The organism is Pseudomonas sp. NPDC090203, assembly GCF_044746765.1.
Taxonomy (GTDB): Bacteria; Pseudomonadota; Gammaproteobacteria; order Pseudomonadales; family Pseudomonadaceae; genus Aquipseudomonas; species Aquipseudomonas putida_AD.
Window position 1 is genome coordinate 194343 of record NZ_JBIVCV010000010.1, and the last position, 20479, is coordinate 214821.

Consider the following 20479-nt stretch of genomic DNA (forward strand, 5'->3'; position numbering starts at 1 on the left):
TCGCCCCGTAGCAGCACGGCTTGCCGGCGGGAGCGGTGTGTCAGTCAACTCATCATTGGCTGACACACCGCCCCCGCCGGCAAGCCGTGCTGCTACGGGTGGCTGTGTAGCTCAGAGCACATACCACGTGATCGCCACAAAATGCAGCAGACTCCCGGCGATCACGAACAGATGCCAGATCCCGTGCCAGTGCCGAAAGCGCTTGTCATACGCAAAGAAAATAATCCCCACCGTGTACAGCACCCCACCCAGCGCCAGCCAGGTAAAACCGGCGGTGCCAAGCGCCGCCATCAGCGGCTTGACCGCCACCAGAACGATCCAGCCCATGACTGCGTAGATCACAATCGACATCACCCGCGCCTCCGAACGCGGCTTGATCTCCTGCAGCATGCCGATCACCGCCAGTCCCCAGACAATCCCGAACAGCGTCCAGCCCCACGGGCCGCGCAGGGTGACCAGGCAAAACGGCGTGTAGCTGCCGGCAATCAGCAAATAGATCGACAGGTGATCGACCTTTTGCATGATGACCTTCGCCCGCCCACGCACGCTGTGATACACCGTCGAGGCGCTGTACAGCAGCACCAGCGCCACGCCATACACCGCCACACTGACAATCTTCCACACGTCACCTGCAAGGCTCGCGATCACCAGCAGCCACACCGCACCGACGGACGCCAGCACCGCACCGACCAGGTGGGTCCAGGCATTGAATTTTTCTCCGTAATACATCCGTAACGGACCTCTCTAGTGACGCCTCAGAAGCTCAAGGCTCAAGCTTATGACGCCAAAGTGCAACGCATGTGTCAGTGAAGATGAGAATTTAATGCAGCCGGACGCCTGCGACTTCGGCACAATCGAGCGCATGGACAACAAGAATCAGCAGCGGAAGACACGATGCAGATCGACGAAGAGCTGACCCTCAAGAAGCTGGAAATCTTCCTGGCCTTCATGCGCACCGGCAACCTGGCCCGGGCCGCTTCGGAGCTTTCGACCAGCACCGTGAGCGTGCACCGCGCCATCCACTCGCTGGAGAGCGCCCTGCGCTGCCCGCTGTTCAAGCACGAAGGCCGCAACCTGACGCCCCTTGAGAGCGCCTATGTGCTGGAAGAGCGCGCGCAGAAAATCGTCCAGGAAGTGCTCGCCACCGTCGAACAGACGCGCCAGGCGGCGGGCTTCTCCGCGGCGCGCTTCAAGCTGGGGGCGCTCTATTCGCTGACGGTCAAGACCGTGCCGCAGCTGATCATGGGCCTGAAGATCCGCCGCAGCGAACTCAACATCGATCTGATCCTGGGCTCGAACATCGACCTGTTCTACAAACTGAAAAACATGGAAGTGGATGCGATCCTGGTGTCGCTCAACGAGAGCGTCAACGACCCGGATTGCGAGCAGTTGCCGCTGTTTTCCGACGACATCTTCCTCGCTACCCCCGCCGACTCGCCGTTCGCCCAGCAAAGCGAAGTAGACCTGAGCGACCTGCGCGAAGCCACCTTCATCACCCTCACCCAAGGCTTCGCCACCCACCGCGACGGCATGCGGGTGTTCCAGCAGGCCGGCTTCGAGCCCAAGGTGGCGATGCAGGTCAACGACATCTTCACCCTGCTGAGCATGGTCAGCTCAGGCGTAGGCTATGCCCTGCTCCCCGGCCGCATCGCCGCCGTCTACGAAAACCGCGTCCGCCTGATCCCGCTGCAAGCCCGCTACCACATGCAGCAACACATCGGCCTGGTCTTCCTCAAGGCCCGCGAACGCGACCCGAACCTGCTGGCGTTGCTGGCGGAGTGCAGGATGTATTCGAATCGGCTGGTGGAGGGTTAGAAACGCCACGACCCACCCGCCGACGAATGCTGTGGCTCCGTCAGCGGGTGGGTTGTCGCGAAACTCAGTGCTGGTTCTTGTCCAGCGTGCGCAGCTTCTCCGGCAGGGCCCACAGCAGCAAGGCGGCGGCGATGACGGTGGTGACGCCGATCACGTACAGCGCCGGGGTGGTGCTGCCGGTCATGTCTTTGATGCGGCCGACCATGACCGGGCTGACGATGCCGCCGAACTGACCCAGGGTGTTGATCAGGGCGATGCCGCCTGCGGCACCCGCGCCTGCGCCGGCCAGCAGTTTGGGCGGCAGGGTCCAGAAGGCCGGGATGGAGGCAACGATGCCGCCACCGAGCATGGCCAGGGACAGGATCAGCATGCTGGTGTGCTGGGCGAAGATGCCGGCGCAGAAGAAGCCGATGGCGCCGAGGATGGTCAGGCCGCAGACGAACTTGCGACGTTCGCCGCTGGCGTCGGACAGACGGCCGATGACAACCATGCTGATGGCGCCGCAGATGTACGGGATGGCGGTGAGCAGCCCGATCATGACCGGGCTTTCGACGCCGGCGCTGCGAATCAGCTGCGGAGCCCAGAAGTTCAAGCCGTAGGATGCCACCTGGATCAGGAAGTAGATCAGGCCGAGCATCAGGAAGCCTGGCATTTTCAGCGCGGTCAGTAGCGAGCCGTGCTGGTTCGGCTCATGCTGGGCGATGCGGCTGGCGAGGTAAGTCTTCTCGGATTCGCTTAGCCAGTGAGCGTCGCTGATGCGGTCCTTGAGGATGGTCAGCACGGCGAAACCCAGGGCGATGCACGGCAGGCCGCCCAGCAGGAACAGCCAGTGCCAGCCGCGCATCTGCATGACGCCATCCATGTGCCCCAGTACCAGGCCGGAGATCGGCGCGCCCAGCAGGCCGGCGAACGCCGAGGCCAGGAACAGGATCGAGGTGATACGGCCACGGTAGGTTTGCGGGAACCAGAGTGTCAGATAAAACAGCACGCCCGGTGCGAAACCGGCTTCCATCGCGCCGATGATGAAGCGCAGGGCATAGAACTGCCATTCGGCGTTGACGAACACCATCAGGGCCGTCGCCACGCCCCAGGAAATCATGATGCGCGCGATCCAGCGCCGGGCACCGACCTTGTACAGCATGATGTTGCTGGGCACCTCGAACAGCACGTAGCCGATCACGAACAGACTCGCGCCCAGTCCGTAGGCGGTGTCGCTCAGGCTCAGGTCGGTCTGCAACTGGAATTTGGCGAAGCTGATGTTGATGCGGTCGAAGAACGCAAACAGGTAGCAGACCATGATCAGCGGCATCAGGCGCCACGCGACTTTGCGGATCAACGCCTTTTCAGCGCTCACAACCTCGGCGAGGCTGCTGTTCGGGTTCAGAACAGAGATAGACATAACGGTGACTCCAGTTGGACTTCCCAGGGGGAGCCCGATTGTTTTTGTTGTCTGGACGAACGCCTGTGGTGGCACGTTCGTTCGGTTGGAACTCATTTTTGTAGGAGCGCGCTTGCCCGCGATTGCAGCGTGTCAGTCAACATCGCAGCGTCTGACAAATTTCATCGCGGGCAAGCGCGCTCCTACAGGATCAAACGGTCGCCCTGAGTCAGGCAGGCAGATTCTCGGGAGTGGGATGCAGGTCGCAGTTGCGCCCGGCCTTGGCCACTTGCCCTGGCATTTCATGGCCGAGCAGCGCTGGCAGGCGCCGGGACATCTTCAACAGGTGCGGCAAGTCGATGCCGGTCTCGATACCCATCTCCTCGCACATGTTCACCAGATCCTCGGTGCAGATATTTCCCGAAGCCCCCGGCGCGAACGGACAGCCACCCAGGCCGCCCAGCGACGCATCGAAACGCCGCGCACCGGCCTCATAAGCGGCCAGCACGTTGCTCAGCCCAAGGCCTCGGGTGTTGTGGAAATGCAGGGTCAGTGCCGAGGCCGGAATGCGCGTCAACACGCGCTGCACCAGGCGATGGACCTGACGCGGGTTGGCCATGCCGGTGGTGTCCGCCAGGGAAATGCCCTGTATGCCCAGCTCCAGATACGTATCGACGATCTGCAGCACGCGGTCTTCGTCGATCTTGCCTTCGAAGGGGCAGCCGAAGGTGGTGGCAATCGAACCGTTGAGGCTGACCGACGATCCCGCCGCAAACGACACCACATCGGCAAAGGCCGCCAGCGACTGCTCGCAACGCATGCGCATGTTCGCCAGGTTATGAGTCTGGCTGGCCGACATCACCAGATTCAGTTCGTCTGCAGCGGCCTCGATGGCCCGCTGCGCGCCGCGCAGGTTGGGAATCAGCGCCACGTAGATCACGCCCGGATGGCGACGGATGCCACGAAACACTTCGTCACCGTCGCGCAGGGCCGGGATGGCCTTGGGCGAAACAAAAGAACCGGCCTCGATGCGGCTGAAACCGGCCAGAGAAAGCTCATCGATCAGCGCGATCTTGTCAGCGGTCTCGACCCAGGTCGGCTCGATCTGCAAGCCGTCCCTGGGGGAAACTTCCTGAACGATCAGGCGTTCGGAGAAATCGGTAATCATTGCACCACCCCTTGGGATTTGAGTTGCGCGATATCGGCGCCGGTCAGCCCCAGATCGCCCAGTACGCTGTCGGTGTGCTGGCCCAGTGCGGGCCCTTGCCAGTTCACCGAGCCCGGCGTCTCGGAGAGTTTGGGCACGATGCCCGGCATCTTGACGCTAGCGCCGCCGGGCAGTTGCGCATCCAGAATCATCTCGCGGGCCTGATAGTGCGGGTCCGCCACGATGTCGGCCACGTTATAGATGCGCCCGGACGGCACTTCGGCCTGCTCCAGCACTTGCAGCACTTCATCGATCGGCAGGCTGGACGACCAGGCGCTGATGGCTGCATCGAGCATGTCGCTCTGCGCGGCGCGGCCATCGTTCTGCGCAAATTCCGGCGCTTCGGCCAAGTCAGGGCGGCCGATGGCGTGCATCAGGCGCTTGAAGATCGGGTCGCTGTTGCCGGCGATCACCACATAGGCACCGTCGCCGGTCGGGTAGGTGTTGGACGGCGCGATGCCCGGCAGGGCACCACCGGTGCGCTCGCGAACGTGGCCGAGCATGTCGTACTCCGGCACCAGGCTTTCCATCAGGTTGAACACGCTTTCGACCAGCGATACATCGACGATCTGCCCGTCGCCCTGCCCGGTTTTCACCCGCAGCAGCGACATCAGCGCACCCATGACTGCGTGCATCGACGCCAGCGAGTCACCCAGGCTGACGCCCACTCGCGCCGGTGGCGAACCGGGGGTGCCGGTGGTGTAGCGAATGCCGCCCATGGCCTCGCCGATGGCGCCAAAGCCGGGACGGTCGCGATAAGGGCCGGACTGGCCGTAGCCGGAGATGCGCACCAGCGTCAGTTTTGGATTCAGGGCATGCAGGACATCCCAGCCCAGACCCAGCTTTTCAAGAGCGCCCGGACGCAGGTTTTCAATCAGCACGTCAGCGCTCTCGGCCAGGCGCTTGACGATGGCGATGCCTTCAGGTGACTTGAGGTTCAGCGAAAGAGATTTCTTGTTGCGCGACTGCAGGTACCACCACAGCGAAGTGCCTTCATGCAGCTTTCGCCATTTACGAAGAGGATCACCCTGCCCCATCGACTCGATCTTGATCACCTCGGCGCCGAACTCGCCCATCAGGCGGGCAGCGAAGGGTGCGGCGATCAGTGTGCCGATTTCAATCACGCGCACACCGTTCAGGGGGCCTGTCATAGCGGATACCTCAAGTGTTTCTTGGAATTTGAACCAAGACTAGAGGACCGGCGTTCGGCAAATCCAACCGTTTGTTGGCAAGTGTCGTTCGCGAAACGCGAACGCTAGGTCGCGTGGCGCTGGAGATGCTCGAACAGCAGGGTGCTGACCGGTGAAAGCGCATCCTTGTCCCGCACCACTAGAATCAACGTGCGTTGCGCCCACGAGTCGCTCAGGGACACGGCCGTCAGGCCCAGTGGCACGCCCAGCAATTCGAACGCCTTGCGCGGCAGCACGCCGATGCCCATGTTGGCCTGGACCATCCGGCACATGGCGTCGAACCCCGGCACATGGATACGCACGCGCAACGGCCTGCCGTGGGATCGGGCGGCGGTATGGGTGCGCATGTTGATCGAGCTGGCGGCGTGCAAGCCGATGTAGTCGCTGCCCAGGGTGTCTTCGAAGGCCACCTGTTTCAGGCTCGCCAACGGATGGTCGGCCCGCATCACCACGACCAGTTGGTCCCGGCGATAAGGCACGCTGTACAGGCCTTGCACGTCGGTGTCTTCGGAACAGATGCCGATGTCGGCCACGCCGTCGATCAGGCCCTGGACCACGCCGGTGCTGGGCCGCTCTTCGAGATCGACCTTGACCCGTTCGTGGTGGGTGGTGAAATCGTGCAGGTCTTCGGGCAGGAACTGGATGATCGCCGACAGGTTCGCCAGCATGCGCACATAGCCGCGCATCCCTTGCAGATGCTCGTCGAGCTCAAGCCCCATTTTTTCGAGGTCCGAGAGCATGCGCCGGGCGTGGTGCAGCAGCGTCTCGCCGGCAGCCGTCAGGGTCATGCCCTTGGCGTTGCGCAGGAACAGGCCGATGCCCAACACCTCTTCCAGCTCCATCAGGCGCTTGCTCGCCGCCGACACGGCAATGGCTTCACGGGCTGCGGCGCGGGTGAGCGTGCCTTCTTCATACACTGCAACGAAGAGTTTCAGGGTAATCAGGTCGAGGCGGCGAATGAGGTTTTTGTGCAGCATGCAGGCACTCTCGATGACGAAGCTGGCTGACAACGCGGGGCCAAGAATACACGCAAACCGTCGCAGGGAACCTTGCAAGGCAGGCTTGTCTGAGTCTTGGGCAGCGCGCATCGCCTGTGTTTGCAGCGATGCCGACAGATTGGGGGCCACGCCCCCTCCCCGAGCACGTCACCATCGAGTAACGTATAGGCATGTCTGACGGGGTTTCGCCATCTTGAGCCGGCGATCCGACCCGCAACCCGCAACACGAGAGAAGGCCCTACCGTGCATAACGTCCGATTGATCAAATATGTCTGGACCCACCAGACCCCCGAGATCTCCTCAGAGTGGTCCAAGCTTCTGTATGAGGTCGAGTTGCCGTTCGTCCCGTTCCACGGCCTGAACATTCAGTTGCCGGACCAGCGCGCCTGGCGCATCCGCGATGTGGAGTGGAACGTCGAGGAACAGACGTTCCGCTGCCATATCGAGGATCAGTTCATGAACCTGCTCGATGTCGATGATTCCTACGAGGACTGGATCGACATGCTGCTTGAATGCGGCTGGGAAATGAGCGGGCGCTACACTAATGAACACAACAAGACCTGATACCACTTTGCCTGGCTGCCATGAAACGGATTTCCTGCTGTACCCGCGTCGCGATTCGGGCGCTCCTGGCGTGGTCGTCGATTACCTGTGCCGCGCCATCGGTTGACCTGTACGTCCCCGAAGCCCCTCCCCTGACCATGCTGACCGTGGGCGATCAACATGGCATCGTCGGCGATATCGCCCTTAAAGCCATGGCATCGGCAGGGTACTCGGCCAATACGCTTTCACCTCCCTGGCCCCGCGCGCAACGGGAAGTCAGCCAGGGCAAGGACCTGCTGATCGCCCCGCTGACCCGCAATCAGAGCCGGGAAGCCAACTACACCTGGATCGCGCCGATTCTGACGATGGACCGAGCCTTTTTCAGCCTGGATCGTCGGGTGGAGAGCTTCGACGAGGCCAGGAAGACTTTCAGGCTGATCGCGGTGGGCATCGGCACCGCGCAGGAAACCCGGTTGCGCGAGGAAGGCTTCGCCGACTCGCAGATCTATCCCCTGAAAATCGGCGAGAACCCTGCGCAGATGCTGCTCAAGGGAAGGGTCGATGCGTGGTTCAACGGGGTGCCGGAGAGCCGTTACATCTGGCAACAGCTGACTGATCGCCCGCTGGTCATGAGCCGCGTGGTGATGACTGCCAACCTGTATCTGGCGTGTTCGAAGGATTGCGATCCGCAGATGGTCAGCCGGCTCAGGGCCGCGATTGATACGCTGGAGAAAGACGGGACGATAGACAGGGTCGAAGCGCAGTACACGAAAGGCTTGCCGGTGCGCTGAGCAGCGCACCGGTCCTGTAGGAGCGCGCTTGCCCGCGACAGCATCAGACCAGTCACCCAGGGGTGCCAGAACAGACGCCATCGCGAGCAAGCTCACTCCTACAGGTATGTGATACGACGAGGACGCCCGCGCCGTTCATGTCGATCAAGGCAGCAGAATCACCTTGTCCGTGCTGCCCTGATTCACCTCTGCATAACTCGCCAAGCCGTGCTGCAGCGACACCTCGACCAGGCCGGTCGGCAACGGCAATGACCCCTCGTCGAACAGCGCGCCAAATTGCTCCAGCATCCGCGCACAGGCTTCGACGCTGTACAGCAGCGAGTTGATCCCGACCACCGAGCCACCCTTGCGATACAGCGCCAGCGCCGGCAACTGCACATGACCATCCACGGGCGCTGCGATGATCGCGATACGGCCGAAAGGCGCCAGCGCCTGCACCGATGGCGGCAGCCAGAAACCGGTGGTGTCGAAGATCACGTCTGCGCCGCCGGCAAACACCTCGCCGACCTGGGCCGACAGCTCTTCAGGCTTGCCCAGCAGAATGGCCTCGAAGCCCTGCTCTTGAAGCGCCGCGACCTGCTCCGGACGGCGCACCGCCGCCAGTACCTTGGCCCCGCGCACTTTGGCCAGGGCGATGGCCGCGCTGCCGACCGCGCCGTTGGCACCTATGACCAGCAGGCGCGTATCGGCATTCACGCCGCTGCGCTCCAGCGCATCCCAGGCCGTGGTGTAAGGCACACCCAGGCTGGCGGCCTGCACGAAGCTCAGGGACTTGGGCTTGAGCGCCACGCCCTTGGTCGACAGGGTGATGTAACCGGCATGGGAGCCGTTGCGGGAGAAACCGATCTGGTTGCCCGTGCCCCAGACTTCCTTGCCGATCAGTTCCTGTGGGCCGTCTACCACAACGCCAGCGAAATCCCGGCCGGGCACGCGGGGCAGCGTGGTGTAGGGGAAGCGGCCGAGTACGTTTTTCACATCGCTGGGGTTCAGGCCCGCCGCCTTGATCTGCACCAGGACCTCGCCTTCGGCGGGGATCGGCTTGGGCAGATCGACGACTTCCAGTGCAGCCAGATCGCCAGTTCGGGAAAATTGCAGTGCTTTCATGGTGTTCACATCCGAAGAGAATAACGGTTCGCGTCAGGAAATCAGGTTGGCAACCAGCTGCCGGCCCATGGGCCAGAGCTTTTCGCCCGCCTGCATGCCCAGCAATCCCACCAGTGCGACCAGGGGCGGCGCCGGTGAGCGGAAGTCCAGCGCGCCGTATAGCAGGCCGACGGCAATGCCGATTGCGAGGGAAATGATGTAGCTCATGATGAACTCCGGTGCCAAAGGCGATGACCAGAGTGTATGCAGAGCCGGCGCACCGTACCGGCCAAGTGCTTCTGAATTTCGGACAGACCCGCCCCGTAGCAGTCCGCCTTGCCGGCGTCAGCGGCCTCAGGACCGATCCCGCGGGCAAGCCCGGCTGCTACGGGAGCGCGGGCGTATGGAAAACCACCGTTCCGTAGCAGCACGGCTTGCCGGCGGGGGCGATTTCGAAGGCGCCGACGCCGGCTAGCCGGACGGCTAAGGGGTATCCAGGATAACGGGGTACTGCGTCGGCGCCATCCCCAGCTCGCGGCGGAACATGTCGCTGAAACTGCTGGGCGAGTAGCCCATGGAGCGGGCGATGGTGCTGACCGGAACGCCCTGAATGATCTCGGCCACCGCAGTAGCCAGTTGCACCTGCCTGCGCCACTCGGCGAAGCCCATGCCCAGCACGCCCTGAAACAGCCGCGACAAGGTCCGCACGCTGGCCCCGGCATTCTCGGCATGCTGCTCAAACGACACATCGATGGAAGGCTCGATCATCACCGCCTGACAGACATTCATCAGCCGCCGGTCGCTCTCGTCAGGCATCGGCACCTTGAGCAGTGAACGTCGGGCGCGCTTAAGCTCCAGCAGCGCCAGATTGACCAGCGCCTCGTAGTAGGCCGAATCCTTGTCCTCTTCAGCCACCAGATTGACGATCAACTCGCGCAGCAGACGCGCCACCTCCAGCACCTGAACCGTCGGCTCCAGGGTCTGCGCAAGCGCCGGGCGCAGGTAGATATTGCGCATCTCAAGGTCCGAAACCACGCGGATCCCGTGGGGCACACCCGGCGGCAACCACACCGCGCGCTGGGGAGGCACGACCAGTGCTTCACTGGGCGTCTCGACCCACATCACGCCTGACATCGCATACAGGACCTGCCCCCATTCATGCTCATGGGGCTCGATGTACAGGCCACGAGGGTAAGTACGCGAGACCCGTTGCACGGGAACGGCGGTGTCAGTGAGATCGGGCGGGGCGGCGATGGCCATGATGGTGACCGGTACGAATCTAAAGACGCAATGTTAGCGGCTAGATCCCCAGCCCCGCCACCTGCACCAGCCCGGCATCCACCAACCGCTGCTCCAGCGCAACCAGGTCCGGCACCTTGGCGACGGTATCCCCGACTTGCACCGCCGCCAGTTCAAGCTCGCTGAGCGGCACATCGACGTAACTCAACTGATTGTCGAGCTTGCACGAGCGCGGGATGCCCTGGGTGAGCAGCGCGATGAACTTGAGGTCCGGCCGCCCGCCCAGTGCATTGAGGACGACGATCCGTGCACGGCCACCCACACGGGCGCGGCTGCCGCAGGCGGCTTCGAAGCTCAGCAGCGGCAGGCTGCGGTTGCGCCAGTTGATCGGCCCCAGATACCACTGGGGCGCGGCAGGGTCGGCGATGCTGTCCTGATAGTCGATCAGCTCGGCCACGGCCACGTTGGGCAGCAGCAGACTGCGGTCGCTCAAGGGAATGAGCAAGCCGGTGAGACTGGTCAGGCGAGCGGCCTGGGTGGTGCCGTCAGACATGGGCCTGGCTCCAGTGGGCGATGCTCTCAAGCAACGCCGCCTCTTGATAAGGCTTGCTCATGTAGTCGTTCACGCCGAGTGCCATGGCCCGGTCACGGTGCTTCTGGCCGGAGCGCGAGGTGATCATGATGATCGGCAGGTGCTTGAGCGATTCGTCCGCGCGGACCTTGCTGGCGACCTCGAAGCCGTCCATGCGCGGCATCTCGATGTCCAGCAGCATGACGTCCGGTGTGTGTTCCTGCAGCAGGGCCATGGCATCGACCCCGTCCTTGGCGGTCACCACGTTCATGCCGTTGCGCTCCAGCAAACGCCCGGTGACCTTGCGCACGGTGACCGAGTCATCCACCACCATCACCAGTAAAGGTCGCGCCTGTTCAGCTTCGACATAGGGCGTCGGCGTCTGCCCGGAAACGTGCAGCGCCAGCAATCGCGAATGGAAGCGGCGGATATGGGCGAACAGGTCGAGAATCAGCACCACCCGGCCATCACCCAGGATCGTCGCGCCGGACACACCCGGCACCGTCGCGAACTGCGCCCCGAGATTCTTCACCACGATTTCCCGCGAGCCCGCCAGCGCATCCACCTGCACCGCCACCCACTGGTCATGCACATGCACCAGCAGCACCGGCAGCGGTTGGGTCTGGCCGATCAGCCGGGGCGGCTGGCCGTTGTTCAGCAGTTCGCCCAGGTAACGCAATTCATAGCTGCGCTCGCCGTATTGATAACGGGGCGGCGCCGACTGGTAATAGGCCTCCAGCTCGCTGGGCAAAACCCGCACGATGCCTTCGATGCTGTTCAGCGGCACGGCGTACTGCTCTTCACCGCATTGCACCATCAACGCGCGGTTGACCGAAACCGAGAACGGCAGGCGAATGCGGAAACGCGCGCCCTGTCCCGATTTCGAATCGATGACCATCGAGCCGCCCAGTTCCTTGACCTCGGCGTGCACCACGTCCATCCCCACGCCACGCCCGGAAATCTGGGTGATGGTTTCAGCGGTGGAAAACCCCGCCTGCAGGATGAACTGCAAGGTGTCGTGCTCGCTCAGTTCGGCATCCGGGCTGATCAGGCCACGCTTGATCGCCTTGCGCCGCACGGCTTCGAAGTCGACCCCCGCGCCGTCGTCGCTCATCTCGATGACGATGTCACCGCCTTCGTGGGCCAGGCTCAGGGTGATGTGGCCGGTTTCCGGCTTGCCCTTGGCCTGGCGTTTTTCGCCGGTTTCAAGGCCGTGATCGATGGCGTTGCGCAGCATGTGCTCCAGCGGCGCGACCATGCGCTCCAGCACGTTGCGATCCATCTCGCCTTCGGCGTTGATCACATCGAAGCGGACTTTCTTGTTCAGCTCGTTCGACACTTGCCGCACGATCCGGCGCAAGCGCGGCACCATTCGCTCGAACGGCACCATGCGCGTGCGCATCAGGTTTTCCTGAAGCTGGGTGTTCACCCGCGCCTGTTGCTGCAACAGGGTTTCAGCTTCGTGGGCGCGGGTGTCGAGGGTTTCCTTGAGGTCCATCAGGTCCGAGGCGGACTCGAACAGCGCCCGGGACAGCTGCTGGAGCTGGGAATGGCGATCCATCTCCAGCGGGTCGAATTCTTCATAGCCCATCTGCTCGGCCTGCCGGTCGCGGCTGAGAATCCGGCCCTGGGTTTCCATGTCCAGACGCCGCAGTTGGTCGCGCATCCGTTCGATGGTGGTTTCCATTTCGGCCAGGGTCACCTGTGCGTCGCTGACCTGCTGTTCGATGCGCCCACGAAAGATCGAGGTTTCCCCGGCCAGGTTGACCAGGTCTTCCAGATCTTCGGCAGGCACCTTGACCATTTCAGGCCCGGGGCGCTCGGCATCGGGATCTGCCGCAGGCGTTGCAGGCTCGGAAACAGGCGGCGCCACGGCCAGCGGCTCTTCAGCGGGTTTGCTGACAACCTCCTGAATTGCACCCGAGGACGAGTAGTGGGAAATACTGTCGATCAGCAACGCGGGGTTGGGCAAGGGCTCGTAGCCGCGCACCGCATCGACCATGTCGGCGAGCATGTCGTGACCGCTTTGCAACAGGCCGTTGAGCAAGGCGCTGTTCTTCAGCGACCCGCTCGAAAGCCCCTCGTACAGCGACTCAAGCTCGTGGGCCAGGTCACCGATGGGCGCAATCTCGACCATCCGCGCGCCGCCCTTGAGGGTGTGCAGGTCGCGCAGCAGGTTCTCCACTTCGACGGTGTTCTGCGGGTCGGCCTGCCAGCGCACCAAGGCGGCGCTGGAGCTTTCGATGATGTCGTCGGCTTCTTCAAGGAAGATTTCCAGCAACTCGGGATCGCGCTCATCCAGCGGCTGGATCATCGACCCGACGTTGCGCGCTTCGCCTTCCTGGGGCAGCACATAGCAGTTGTTCTGGCGAAACTCGCGAATCGCCGCGATCAGCGCTTCCGGGTCAGCCAGTTGCGCCCGGTTCTGCAACTGGTCGAGCATCAGCGCCAGCGCGTCATGGCTATCCACCAGCAGGTCGGCCAGCCGGGACGAATAGCTGCAACGCTTGTCGGTCAGCGCTTCGTAGAGGGATTCCAGCTCGTGGCCCAGATCGGCCACCGGCCCGATTTCCGCCATCCGCGCGCCGCCCTTGAGGGTGTGCAGGTCGCGTTGCAGGGAAGACAGCGGCAACGGATTGTCCGGGTCTGCCAGCCAGCGTTGCAGGGCCTGGCCCGCGCCTTCGAGGATGTCGACAGCCTCTTCGAGGAAGATGTCGACGATTTCCTGATCCAGCCCATCCTGAGGCGCTTGCGTGCTCGCGAGGCTGTCGGTGGCCTGACTCAGCTCGGTGACCTCAGTCGCCAGGCCGCCATTGCCCTTGATGACGCCCATGGCATCGGGGTCCAGCCCTTCTTCCAGCAGATCGCGCAGCGCCTGCACACGCTGCGGACAAGGCTGCACCTGCTGCCCGGCCGCTACCTGGTCGAGCATGTTGATCAGTTCTTCATGGGCATTTTCCGCCTCATGGAAAAACCGCTCGCTGACCGCAAGGCTGCTCTCTTCCACCGCGCCGTACAGGTCCAGCAGCGCCTCGCACAGTTCGTCCACCTGAGGCAGATCGGCCATGTGCGCACCGTGACCGAGCATGGTCAGCTCGTCGAGCAGTGCGTTGAGTTCCTGGCGCTCGCCGGGGTGTTGCCGCCAGCGTTTGAGCAGGCTTTCGGCGTCCAGCAGGATGTCCATGCCTTCGGCCAGAAAACTTGCCAGTAGTTGCGGATTGCGACGACTGCGCAGGCCGTTCTTGTCGTCATTCAGGACATCGGCCATGCGCGCCGCCAGCAACGCTTGAGCGTCAGAAATGAGCGTCGAAGCCCCTTCGATCGGCATCAGCGGGTCGATTCTCAGCTGTGCCAGGCCTTGGTAAAACAGCGGCGGCGCCAGACGCAGCAGGTCCAGCTCCTGCGCGCCGACGGCGATCTGGTTGGTCTTGTACTCGCGCACCAGCGTGTCCAGCGGCGTTGCCAGCTCTGCCATCGGCAGCACGCCTGCCATGTAGGCGCTGCCTTTGAGGGTGTGCAGCGCACGCAGCAGTTCGTCGCTGAAAATGGGCGATTCGTCGCCCTCGCTCATGTCCAGATAGCGGGTGAAGGTGTCGAGGTGGGTCTGGGCTTCCTGGCGGAAGATTTCCAGCAATTGCGGATCGAAGCCTTCGTCTTTCGGCTCTGGAGTTGTCCTGGTGGCCACCGGCTCAGGCTCGACCCGTTCGCCCTGGGCCAGCGCGTGAGCGCGAGCGGCCAGCAGGTCAACGTCGTCGCGCTGGCGCTGGACGTCTTCGGCAAAGTCGCGGATCACGTCCGGCAATAGGGTTTGAACGTCTGTCAGCAGTTGCCGGACCTGTTCATCCGGCGTGACGCTGCGTTCCAGCACGCGGTTGAGCAGGTTTTCCACCGCCCAGGAAAGTTCGCTCAGCACCAGGGCCCGCACCATGCGCCCACTGCCCTTGAGGGTGTGGAATGCACGGCGGATTTCACTCAAGGCAGAGGAATTCTCGCCATCGGCCAGCCAGCGCGGCAGGTATTCGTGCAGCGCTTCGAGCACCTCGTCGGCTTCTTCAAGGAAGACATCGCGCAGCTCGTCGTCCACCGGCGGCTCGTCCTTGGGCGGCGGCAGCAGGCTGGCGGGCACGTGCCGGGCCGGCGGGTTGACCTTCGACAAAGGGCTGGCCAGCACCTCGGCGAGGCTCTTGCTCGGGCTGACCAGCGCCTGGCGGTCATGCAGTTCGTTCAACTCGTCGTCGCTGATGACCTGTTCCAGCACTGGCACTTCGACGGTTTCGGCGGCCGGCGAATAACCCAGCCGGGCAAGGCTTTCCTGGGCCAGGTCCAGCACATGCTCGCCCGGCGCTTCCGGATCCTCGGCCATGCGCTCCAGGTAGTACTCGATGCCGATGATGACATCGGCCAAATGATCCAGCTGGGAAACCGCAGGCTTCTGCTCGCTGCCCAGCAAATGGGTGACGATGTACTCGTTGCACGCCGCCAGCAGGCTGGAGGCGCGGGCCAGGGGAATCATCGCCAGCGCGCCACGCACCTGAATCAGTTGCGCAGACAACGGCGCCAGACGCTCGCGGTTAAGGCCACCATCGAAGTAATCGTCGATCACGTCCTTGGCCTGTTGCAACACGACCCGCGCTTCCTTGATCACCAACTGGTGAATCTGGCTCAGGTCGGTGGTGGGCAACCGGCTTTCTTCCGGGCTGCTCTGATCAACCGTCCCGGCCATGCCAGCCAGTGTGGCCTCGACGTAGAGCAAGGCTCCGGCGACGTCCATCAGTGTCGGATCGCTGGGCTCGCGCTGCCCTTGAGCCATGCCCTGGACCACGGTCAGTTGATCGATGATGACCTTGCGCGGCTGGCCGAACCCCAGCACCGCCAGGGTGTCGGCGATCTGTCGCAGCGGCGGCAACAGGCTGTTGAGTTCGCTGACGTGCTGGCGATCGCCGCGCACGAAGACGTCGAGCCGCTCCTTGGTGCGCACCAGTTCGTCGCACAGGGCGATGATGACCGAGCGCATCGCATCGCGGTCCGGCCCGGCCATGCGTGCGCGCTCTTCATCGACCAGCGCGCTTTCCGGCAAGGCTTCGGCGAGCCCGTAGTCGTCCTTCAAATCAATCATCCTCTGGGCCTGGCTGTCTGACTTTGCGATGTAAAACAGCAGGCTTTTCAGCAGTTCGTCCGGCGCCGGCTGGTTGATGCCGGCAATGCCCTGTTCCAGCAGGCGCTTGAGTTCCTTGTCGGCATCCTTGAACAGACTGCGCAGCGCCGGACTGTTGGTGAAGTTGCCGTCGGCCATGGTCTCGGACAGTGCCGAAGCGATGCGCCACAACGGTTCGAGCGGCGCGCCCTTGCACAGCGTTTCGAGGCGGGTGAAGACTTTACTCATGTAACCGAGCTGGGTCTGCACATCCTGCTCGCGCAGCAGCCCGACCAGCGCAGTTTGCAGGGTGTGTCGCAATTTTCGCAGCTTGGCAGGCAACTCGGGGCTGTCGCGCTCGGCCAGGGCATCGGCGCCCAGTTCTGGAATCGACAGCAGTTGCGGGGCAAACAGGCTGGTTTCGGTGAGCAGGCTCTCGCCACGGGCGCTGCGAAGGTCGTTGAGCAAAGGCAGCACCACCAGCGGAAGGTCACGGCGGGCCGAATGCACGCGGTCCAGGTACACCGGCAACTGGCTCATGGCCTGGTTGAGCAACTGCACGGCCTCGGCTTCCTGGGCCACGTGGCCTTGTTGCAGGGCGAGCGCCAGTTGCTCGATTTCCTCGGCGAACAGGGCCGCGCCGTAGAACTCGATGATCTGCAGGCTGCCGTGCACCTGATGGATGAAATCCAGGCAGACTTCGAGGCTCGACGGGTCATGGGGGCGCGCGACAAAGGCGTCCAGCGCCTGCCGGGCGTGCTTGAGGGTTTCGGCTATCTCGCCCTTGACCCACTCCAGGGCCACGTAGTCGTGACGGTCAGCCATGCTGGCTCCAGTTGCCCAAATGGTACGGCGTGACGATCAATGCTGATCCCGCGAGGCAGGCAGCGTGAAACCGGACACCGTGCGGCGCATCTCGCTGGCCATTTTCGCAAGGTTGCCCATGCTTTTAGCGGTGGCGGCCGTGCCGGAGGTGGTCTGGGTGGTGGTCTCCTGGATGACGGTCATGGTCGAGGAAATCTGCCGACCCAGCGCCACCTGTTGCTGGGCGGCATTGGTGATGCTTTCCACCAGCGCCGCCAGCACTTTGGAAACCCCTTCGATTTCCTCCAGCGCCACCCCTGCATCCTGCGCCAATCGCGCGCCACGCACCACTTCGGTGGTGGTCTGCTCCATGGAGATTACCGCTTCGTTGGTGTCATTTTGAATCGCACGCACCAGGGTTTCGATCTGCTTGGTGGCCGAGGACGAACGTTCGGCCAGCCGCTGCACCTCGTCCGCCACCACGGCAAAGCCGCGACCGGCATCACCGGCCATGGATGCCTGGATCGCGGCGTTCAAGGCCAGGATGTTGGTCTGGTCGGCAATGTCGTCGATCAAGCTGACAATGTCGCCAATTTCCTGGGAGGACTCACCCAGGCGTTTGATCCGCTTCGATGTGTCCTGAATCTGCTCGCGAATGTTGTCCATGCCGTTGATGGTGTTGTGGACCACCTCATTGCCCTTGTTGGCGATCGCCACCGAGCGTTCGGCCACCGCTACCGACTCAGACGCGTTGGCCGAAACCTGCTGCACCGACCGGGACATGTCGTTGACCGCGTTGGACGCCGCCGCGATCTGCAACGCCTGGTGCTCGGACGCCGCAGCCAGCTGGGTTGCGGTGGTCTGGGTGTCCTTGACCGCGCCGAACACCTGTTCAGCGGTGAGGTTGATGGTCGCCACCAGCTCCCGCAACTGGTCGATGGAGTAGTTGATGGAATCAGCGATGGCGCCGGTGAAATCCTCGGTCACCGAGGCGGCCACCGTCAGGTCGCCATCGGCCAGGTCTTCGATCTCATCGAGCAGGCGCATGATCGCGGTCTGGTTGCGTTCGTTTTTCTCGGCGGTTTCCCGCAACTGGCGGTTGGTTTCCCGCACCATCACCAGGCCGATGAGAATGATCGACGCCAGCGCCAGCAGGCCCAGGATGTAGCCGCCGTAGCTGTTGGTGGCGCGGCCTCCCGCCAGGTGCTCGAAGCTGTTGGCCAGTACCGAGGCTTCATCGAGCAGGGTCTGCGACAGGGTGAAGATATTGCTCGACGCCTCGCGCACTTCCAGTAATTCCGGCGAGGTTTCCAGAATTTCGTCTACCGATCCCGACACGAACTGGAACAGCTCGGCGATATCGGCCAGCCGTGCGCGGGCTTCCTTGTCCTCGACCTGGGTGATTTTCAAGGTCGCGTTGCCTTCGAGCATGCCATTGAGCACACGCCCGAACTGCGTGGCGTCGCGGCCAAAGGCGTCGGCGGCCTGGACGGCGGTTTCGTCGCCGGACAGCACGGTATTCACCGCGCCCAGGATGCGCTCGGCCAGCAGTGATTGACGCTGGGCCAGCGCGACCTGGCTGGCGGGGGCGCGGTTTTGCAGGAGAATATCGACAACCTTCTCCGATTCGATCTGCAGTTGCGGAATGGTCTCGGCCAGCGTCGCCGCCACCTGGTGAAGGGACAGCACCGTCTGCTCACGGGAAAGAATCACATCGGTGCTTTTTCGCAGATTTTCCCAGTCGTTCTGCACTGCTTTCAGTTCATCGGTGACTTCAGCGGGTGCGGCGGGCAATCCGGTGTTCTTGTCGCCCTTCTTCAGGTACTGCCAGCGGGTGTCGAAATCGTTGCGCGAATCGGCCAGCAACTTGAACGCCGCAGCCTTGCCGGTGGCGGCTTCCGAGGCGTTCTTGGCGATACGTTGGGACAGTACGCGCAACTCGCCGGCATGGCCGATGTACTGCTTGTCGTAGTTGGACTGGGTGCTCAGGTACGCGAAATTGACGAACAGCAGCATGATGAACACGATCAGGCCGACAAACAGCGCGATAATCAGCGAACGGCTGCGAGCGCCTTCAAGGGACTTGCCGGTATTACTCATTTCTCAGGGCTCCGCCCGAAGATCGGTTGTGTTTTGCAGGAGCCGCAGTGCCGAAGTGATTCACAGGGCAACATCCATGAACCCCGGCGACTGCACCAGGGCCCTTGGGCTGAACACCCGCCAGGCCTGTTCGCGCAGGAAGCGGCCCTGGATATAGGGCGAGATGTTCGGCTCGCTGTCACCGGCGAGTTCCGGCATCAGGCTGCGTTCGTTGAAATGCTGCATACCCAGCACCTCATCGACCAGCAGCCCGGCGAATACATCCTGATGATCGATCACCAGCACCCGCCGCTGCTTGCGCACCGCTGAAAGCTCGTGACCGAAGTAGGCGTGCAGGTCCATGACTGGCAGCAGGCGCCCGCGCAGGTTGGCGATGCCCCTGACCCACGGCTTGACGCCGGGAAGGGCGGCGCAACGAGGTTCGTGAAGGATCTCGTCGACCTCGCCCATGGGCGCCACATAGAGGCGCTCGCCCATGCGAAAGCCGATGCCACTCCAGCCTTGCTGCCGGGTTTCCTGCAACGGCAGGCCGGCAGCCAGCGAGCGGCAGCGCTGGTCGATGTCGAGCAGCAGGGCGAAGGCAGTCTGCGACTGGGCCATGAACGCCAGCCGGCCTTAGCCTGCCAGAACCGCGTTCAGGGTTTTCATCAGGGTTTCTTCGTCCACAGGCTTGGTCAGGTAATCCCGCGCGCCCTGGCGCTTGCCCCAGACCTTGTCGGTTTCCTGATCCTTGGTGGTGATCATGATCACCGGGATCATGTTGGTGTCGGCGTCCTTGGTCAGCTGGCGGGTCGCCTGGAAGCCGTTGAGGCCAGGCATGACGATGTCCATCAATACCGCGTCGGGTTTTTCCTGGCGGGCCAGCGCCACGCCATCGGCACCGTTTTCAGCCTTGAGGACTTCATGGCCGTGCTTTTCCAGCATGCCGGTCAGCTTGTACATTTCGGTCGGCGAATCATCGACGATCAGAATTCGAGCCATGGTGCTTCCCCATACAAACAGCCGCCCCGTGCGAGGTCGGCATCAAGATAGTTGTTGTTCTACCGCAACGAACTCCGGCACATGCGCCTTGATTGCGCTGAGCAGTTCTTCCCTGCTGAACGGCTTGGTCAAAAACTGATCAGACCCCACGATACGGCCCTTGGCCTTGTCGAACAGGCCGTCTTTGGAGGACAACATGATCACCGGCGTAGACTTGAATGCCCGGTTGTTCTTGATTAACGCACACGTCTGATACCCGTCCAGCCTGGGCATCATGATGTCGACAAAAATGATTCTCGGGTGATTATCGGCAATCTTGGCCAACGCGTCGAAACCATCGACCGCGGTGATCACTTCACAGCCTGCGTTCTTCAACAGGGTCTCGGCGGTGCGACGAATCGTGCGCGAATCGTCGATAATCATCACTTTCAATGGGGCTGAATGCTGTTCCATATCTGCTCTACCATCGCTCAGGCGATTCAGACGGGTTGGCCTTCGGCCTGGCGCGTGGTTCGGTTCGGATCGCTGTATGACAACTGGCATCGCGCTGGATGACGAGCCTTTTTAGCACACTCCCGTGACGCATTCCATAAAGCATATGCGCCACTCTTGCCCCTTGACCCCAAGGCTGCGCAGCGCCACCCT

At 62.9% G+C, this 20479-nt stretch carries 17 protein-coding genes; 3 read left to right on the top strand and 14 right to left on the bottom strand.

The features are described from left to right. Positions 1-111 precede the first annotated feature (111 nt). Positions 112-729, bottom strand: coding sequence for a hemolysin III family protein (locus ACIPO9_RS18635; protein WP_274131624.1), 618 nt, complete (start codon positions 727-729; stop codon positions 112-114). Between the two features lie 165 nt (positions 730-894). On the opposite strand from ACIPO9_RS18635, the gene ACIPO9_RS18640 reads away from it, so the two are divergent. Further along, positions 895-1815, top strand: coding sequence for a LysR substrate-binding domain-containing protein (locus tag ACIPO9_RS18640; protein ID WP_400608690.1), 921 nt, complete (start codon positions 895-897; stop codon positions 1813-1815). Between the two features lie 64 nt (positions 1816-1879). Here ACIPO9_RS18640 and ACIPO9_RS18645 read toward each other — a convergent pair whose 3' ends face one another. From ACIPO9_RS18645 to ACIPO9_RS18660, 4 genes are all read right to left on the bottom strand, one after another. Then, the gene (locus tag ACIPO9_RS18645; RefSeq protein WP_274131626.1) at positions 1880-3214 is read right to left on the bottom strand and encodes an MFS transporter; all 1335 of its coding nucleotides are present in this window, start codon (positions 3212-3214) and stop codon (positions 1880-1882) included. A gap of 208 nt (positions 3215-3422) precedes the next feature. Next, the gene (locus tag ACIPO9_RS18650; protein WP_400782692.1) at positions 3423-4361 is read right to left on the bottom strand and encodes a hydroxymethylglutaryl-CoA lyase; all 939 of its coding nucleotides are present in this window, start codon (positions 4359-4361) and stop codon (positions 3423-3425) included. Then, positions 4358-5551, bottom strand: a complete 1194-nt coding sequence (locus ACIPO9_RS18655; protein ID WP_400782694.1) for a CaiB/BaiF CoA transferase family protein — start codon at positions 5549-5551, stop codon at positions 4358-4360. The genes ACIPO9_RS18650 and ACIPO9_RS18655 overlap by 4 nt, the downstream gene beginning before the upstream one ends. A 104-nt stretch (positions 5552-5655) precedes the next feature. After that, the gene (locus ACIPO9_RS18660) at positions 5656-6567 is read right to left on the bottom strand and encodes a LysR family transcriptional regulator (protein ID WP_274131629.1); all 912 of its coding nucleotides are present in this window, start codon (positions 6565-6567) and stop codon (positions 5656-5658) included. A 264-nt stretch (positions 6568-6831) separates the two neighbouring features. Here ACIPO9_RS18660 and ACIPO9_RS18665 point away from each other — a divergent pair, with 264 nt between their 5' ends. Both ACIPO9_RS18665 and ACIPO9_RS18670 read left to right on the top strand, forming a co-directional pair. After that, complete coding sequence (locus ACIPO9_RS18665; RefSeq protein WP_274131630.1) at positions 6832-7152, top strand: hypothetical protein; 321 nt, start codon at positions 6832-6834, stop codon at positions 7150-7152. A 20-nt stretch (positions 7153-7172) separates the two neighbouring features. After that, on the top strand, positions 7173-7922 hold the full coding sequence (locus tag ACIPO9_RS18670) for a substrate-binding periplasmic protein (RefSeq protein ID WP_400782697.1): 750 nt from the start codon (positions 7173-7175) through the stop codon (positions 7920-7922). 144 nt (positions 7923-8066) lie between these two features. Here the strand turns inward: ACIPO9_RS18670 and ACIPO9_RS18675 are convergent, their stop codons facing one another. The 9 genes from ACIPO9_RS18675 to pilG form a co-directional block, all read right to left on the bottom strand. Further along, positions 8067-9026, bottom strand: a complete 960-nt coding sequence (locus tag ACIPO9_RS18675) for a zinc-binding alcohol dehydrogenase family protein (protein ID WP_400782700.1) — start codon at positions 9024-9026, stop codon at positions 8067-8069. A 33-nt stretch (positions 9027-9059) separates the two neighbouring features. After that, on the bottom strand, positions 9060-9233 hold the full coding sequence (locus ACIPO9_RS18680) for a DUF1427 family protein (protein WP_081564875.1): 174 nt from the start codon (positions 9231-9233) through the stop codon (positions 9060-9062). Positions 9234-9488: 255 nt separating this feature from the next. Next, complete coding sequence (locus ACIPO9_RS18685; protein ID WP_274131633.1) at positions 9489-10265, bottom strand: helix-turn-helix transcriptional regulator; 777 nt, start codon at positions 10263-10265, stop codon at positions 9489-9491. A 40-nt stretch (positions 10266-10305) separates the two neighbouring features. Further along, positions 10306-10797: a chemotaxis protein CheW gene (locus tag ACIPO9_RS18690; protein ID WP_274131634.1), complete on the bottom strand. Its 492-nt coding sequence runs from the start codon at positions 10795-10797 to the stop codon at positions 10306-10308. Next, the gene (locus ACIPO9_RS18695; protein WP_400782702.1) at positions 10790-16774 is read right to left on the bottom strand and encodes an Hpt domain-containing protein; all 5985 of its coding nucleotides are present in this window, start codon (positions 16772-16774) and stop codon (positions 10790-10792) included. Before ACIPO9_RS18695 ends, ACIPO9_RS18690 begins: the two co-directional genes overlap by 8 nt. A gap of 36 nt (positions 16775-16810) precedes the next feature. Continuing rightward, positions 16811-18853, bottom strand: coding sequence for a methyl-accepting chemotaxis protein (locus tag ACIPO9_RS18700; protein ID WP_400782704.1), 2043 nt, complete (start codon positions 18851-18853; stop codon positions 16811-16813). A gap of 60 nt (positions 18854-18913) precedes the next feature. After that, positions 18914-19453 (bottom strand): chemotaxis protein CheW, encoded by a 540-nt coding sequence (locus tag ACIPO9_RS18705; protein WP_274131637.1) that lies wholly within the window; start codon positions 19451-19453, stop codon positions 18914-18916. Positions 19454-19468: 15 nt separating this feature from the next. Beyond that, positions 19469-19834, bottom strand: a complete 366-nt coding sequence (gene pilH / locus ACIPO9_RS18710) for a twitching motility response regulator PilH (protein WP_002551739.1) — start codon at positions 19832-19834, stop codon at positions 19469-19471. Positions 19835-19876: 42 nt separating this feature from the next. Next, a complete protein-coding gene (gene pilG, locus ACIPO9_RS18715; RefSeq protein WP_274131639.1) occupies positions 19877-20287 on the bottom strand; it encodes a twitching motility response regulator PilG in 411 nt (136 codons plus the stop codon). Between the last annotated feature and the right edge of the window lie 192 nt (positions 20288-20479).

Bases quoted from the DNA above. Each gene is read 5' to 3' on its own strand.
- pilH (WP_002551739.1), bottom strand. From the start codon at position 19,834: ATGGCTCGAATTCTGATCGTCGATGATTCGCCGACCGAAATGTACAAG.
- ACIPO9_RS18640 (WP_400608690.1), top strand. From the start codon at position 895: ATGCAGATCGACGAAGAGCTGACCCTCAAGAAGCTGGAAATCTTCCTG.
- ACIPO9_RS18685 (WP_274131633.1), bottom strand. From the start codon at position 10,265: ATGGCCATCGCCGCCCCGCCCGATCTCACTGACACCGCCGTTCCCGTG.
- ACIPO9_RS18705 (WP_274131637.1), bottom strand. From the start codon at position 19,453: ATGGCCCAGTCGCAGACTGCCTTCGCCCTGCTGCTCGACATCGACCAG.
- ACIPO9_RS18675 (WP_400782700.1), bottom strand. From the start codon at position 9,026: ATGAAAGCACTGCAATTTTCCCGAACTGGCGATCTGGCTGCACTGGAA.
- ACIPO9_RS18670 (WP_400782697.1), top strand. From the start codon at position 7,173: ATGAAACGGATTTCCTGCTGTACCCGCGTCGCGATTCGGGCGCTCCTG.
- ACIPO9_RS18655 (WP_400782694.1), bottom strand. From the start codon at position 5,551: ATGACAGGCCCCCTGAACGGTGTGCGCGTGATTGAAATCGGCACACTG.
- ACIPO9_RS18700 (WP_400782704.1), bottom strand. From the start codon at position 18,853: ATGAGTAATACCGGCAAGTCCCTTGAAGGCGCTCGCAGCCGTTCGCTG.
- ACIPO9_RS18635 (WP_274131624.1), bottom strand. From the start codon at position 729: ATGTATTACGGAGAAAAATTCAATGCCTGGACCCACCTGGTCGGTGCG.
- ACIPO9_RS18645 (WP_274131626.1), bottom strand. From the start codon at position 3,214: ATGTCTATCTCTGTTCTGAACCCGAACAGCAGCCTCGCCGAGGTTGTG.
- ACIPO9_RS18690 (WP_274131634.1), bottom strand. From the start codon at position 10,797: ATGTCTGACGGCACCACCCAGGCCGCTCGCCTGACCAGTCTCACCGGC.
- ACIPO9_RS18650 (WP_400782692.1), bottom strand. From the start codon at position 4,361: ATGATTACCGATTTCTCCGAACGCCTGATCGTTCAGGAAGTTTCCCCC.
- ACIPO9_RS18660 (WP_274131629.1), bottom strand. From the start codon at position 6,567: ATGCTGCACAAAAACCTCATTCGCCGCCTCGACCTGATTACCCTGAAA.
- pilG (WP_274131639.1), bottom strand. From the start codon at position 20,287: ATGGAACAGCATTCAGCCCCATTGAAAGTGATGATTATCGACGATTCG.
- ACIPO9_RS18680 (WP_081564875.1), bottom strand. From the start codon at position 9,233: ATGAGCTACATCATTTCCCTCGCAATCGGCATTGCCGTCGGCCTGCTA.
- ACIPO9_RS18695 (WP_400782702.1), bottom strand. From the start codon at position 16,774: ATGGCTGACCGTCACGACTACGTGGCCCTGGAGTGGGTCAAGGGCGAG.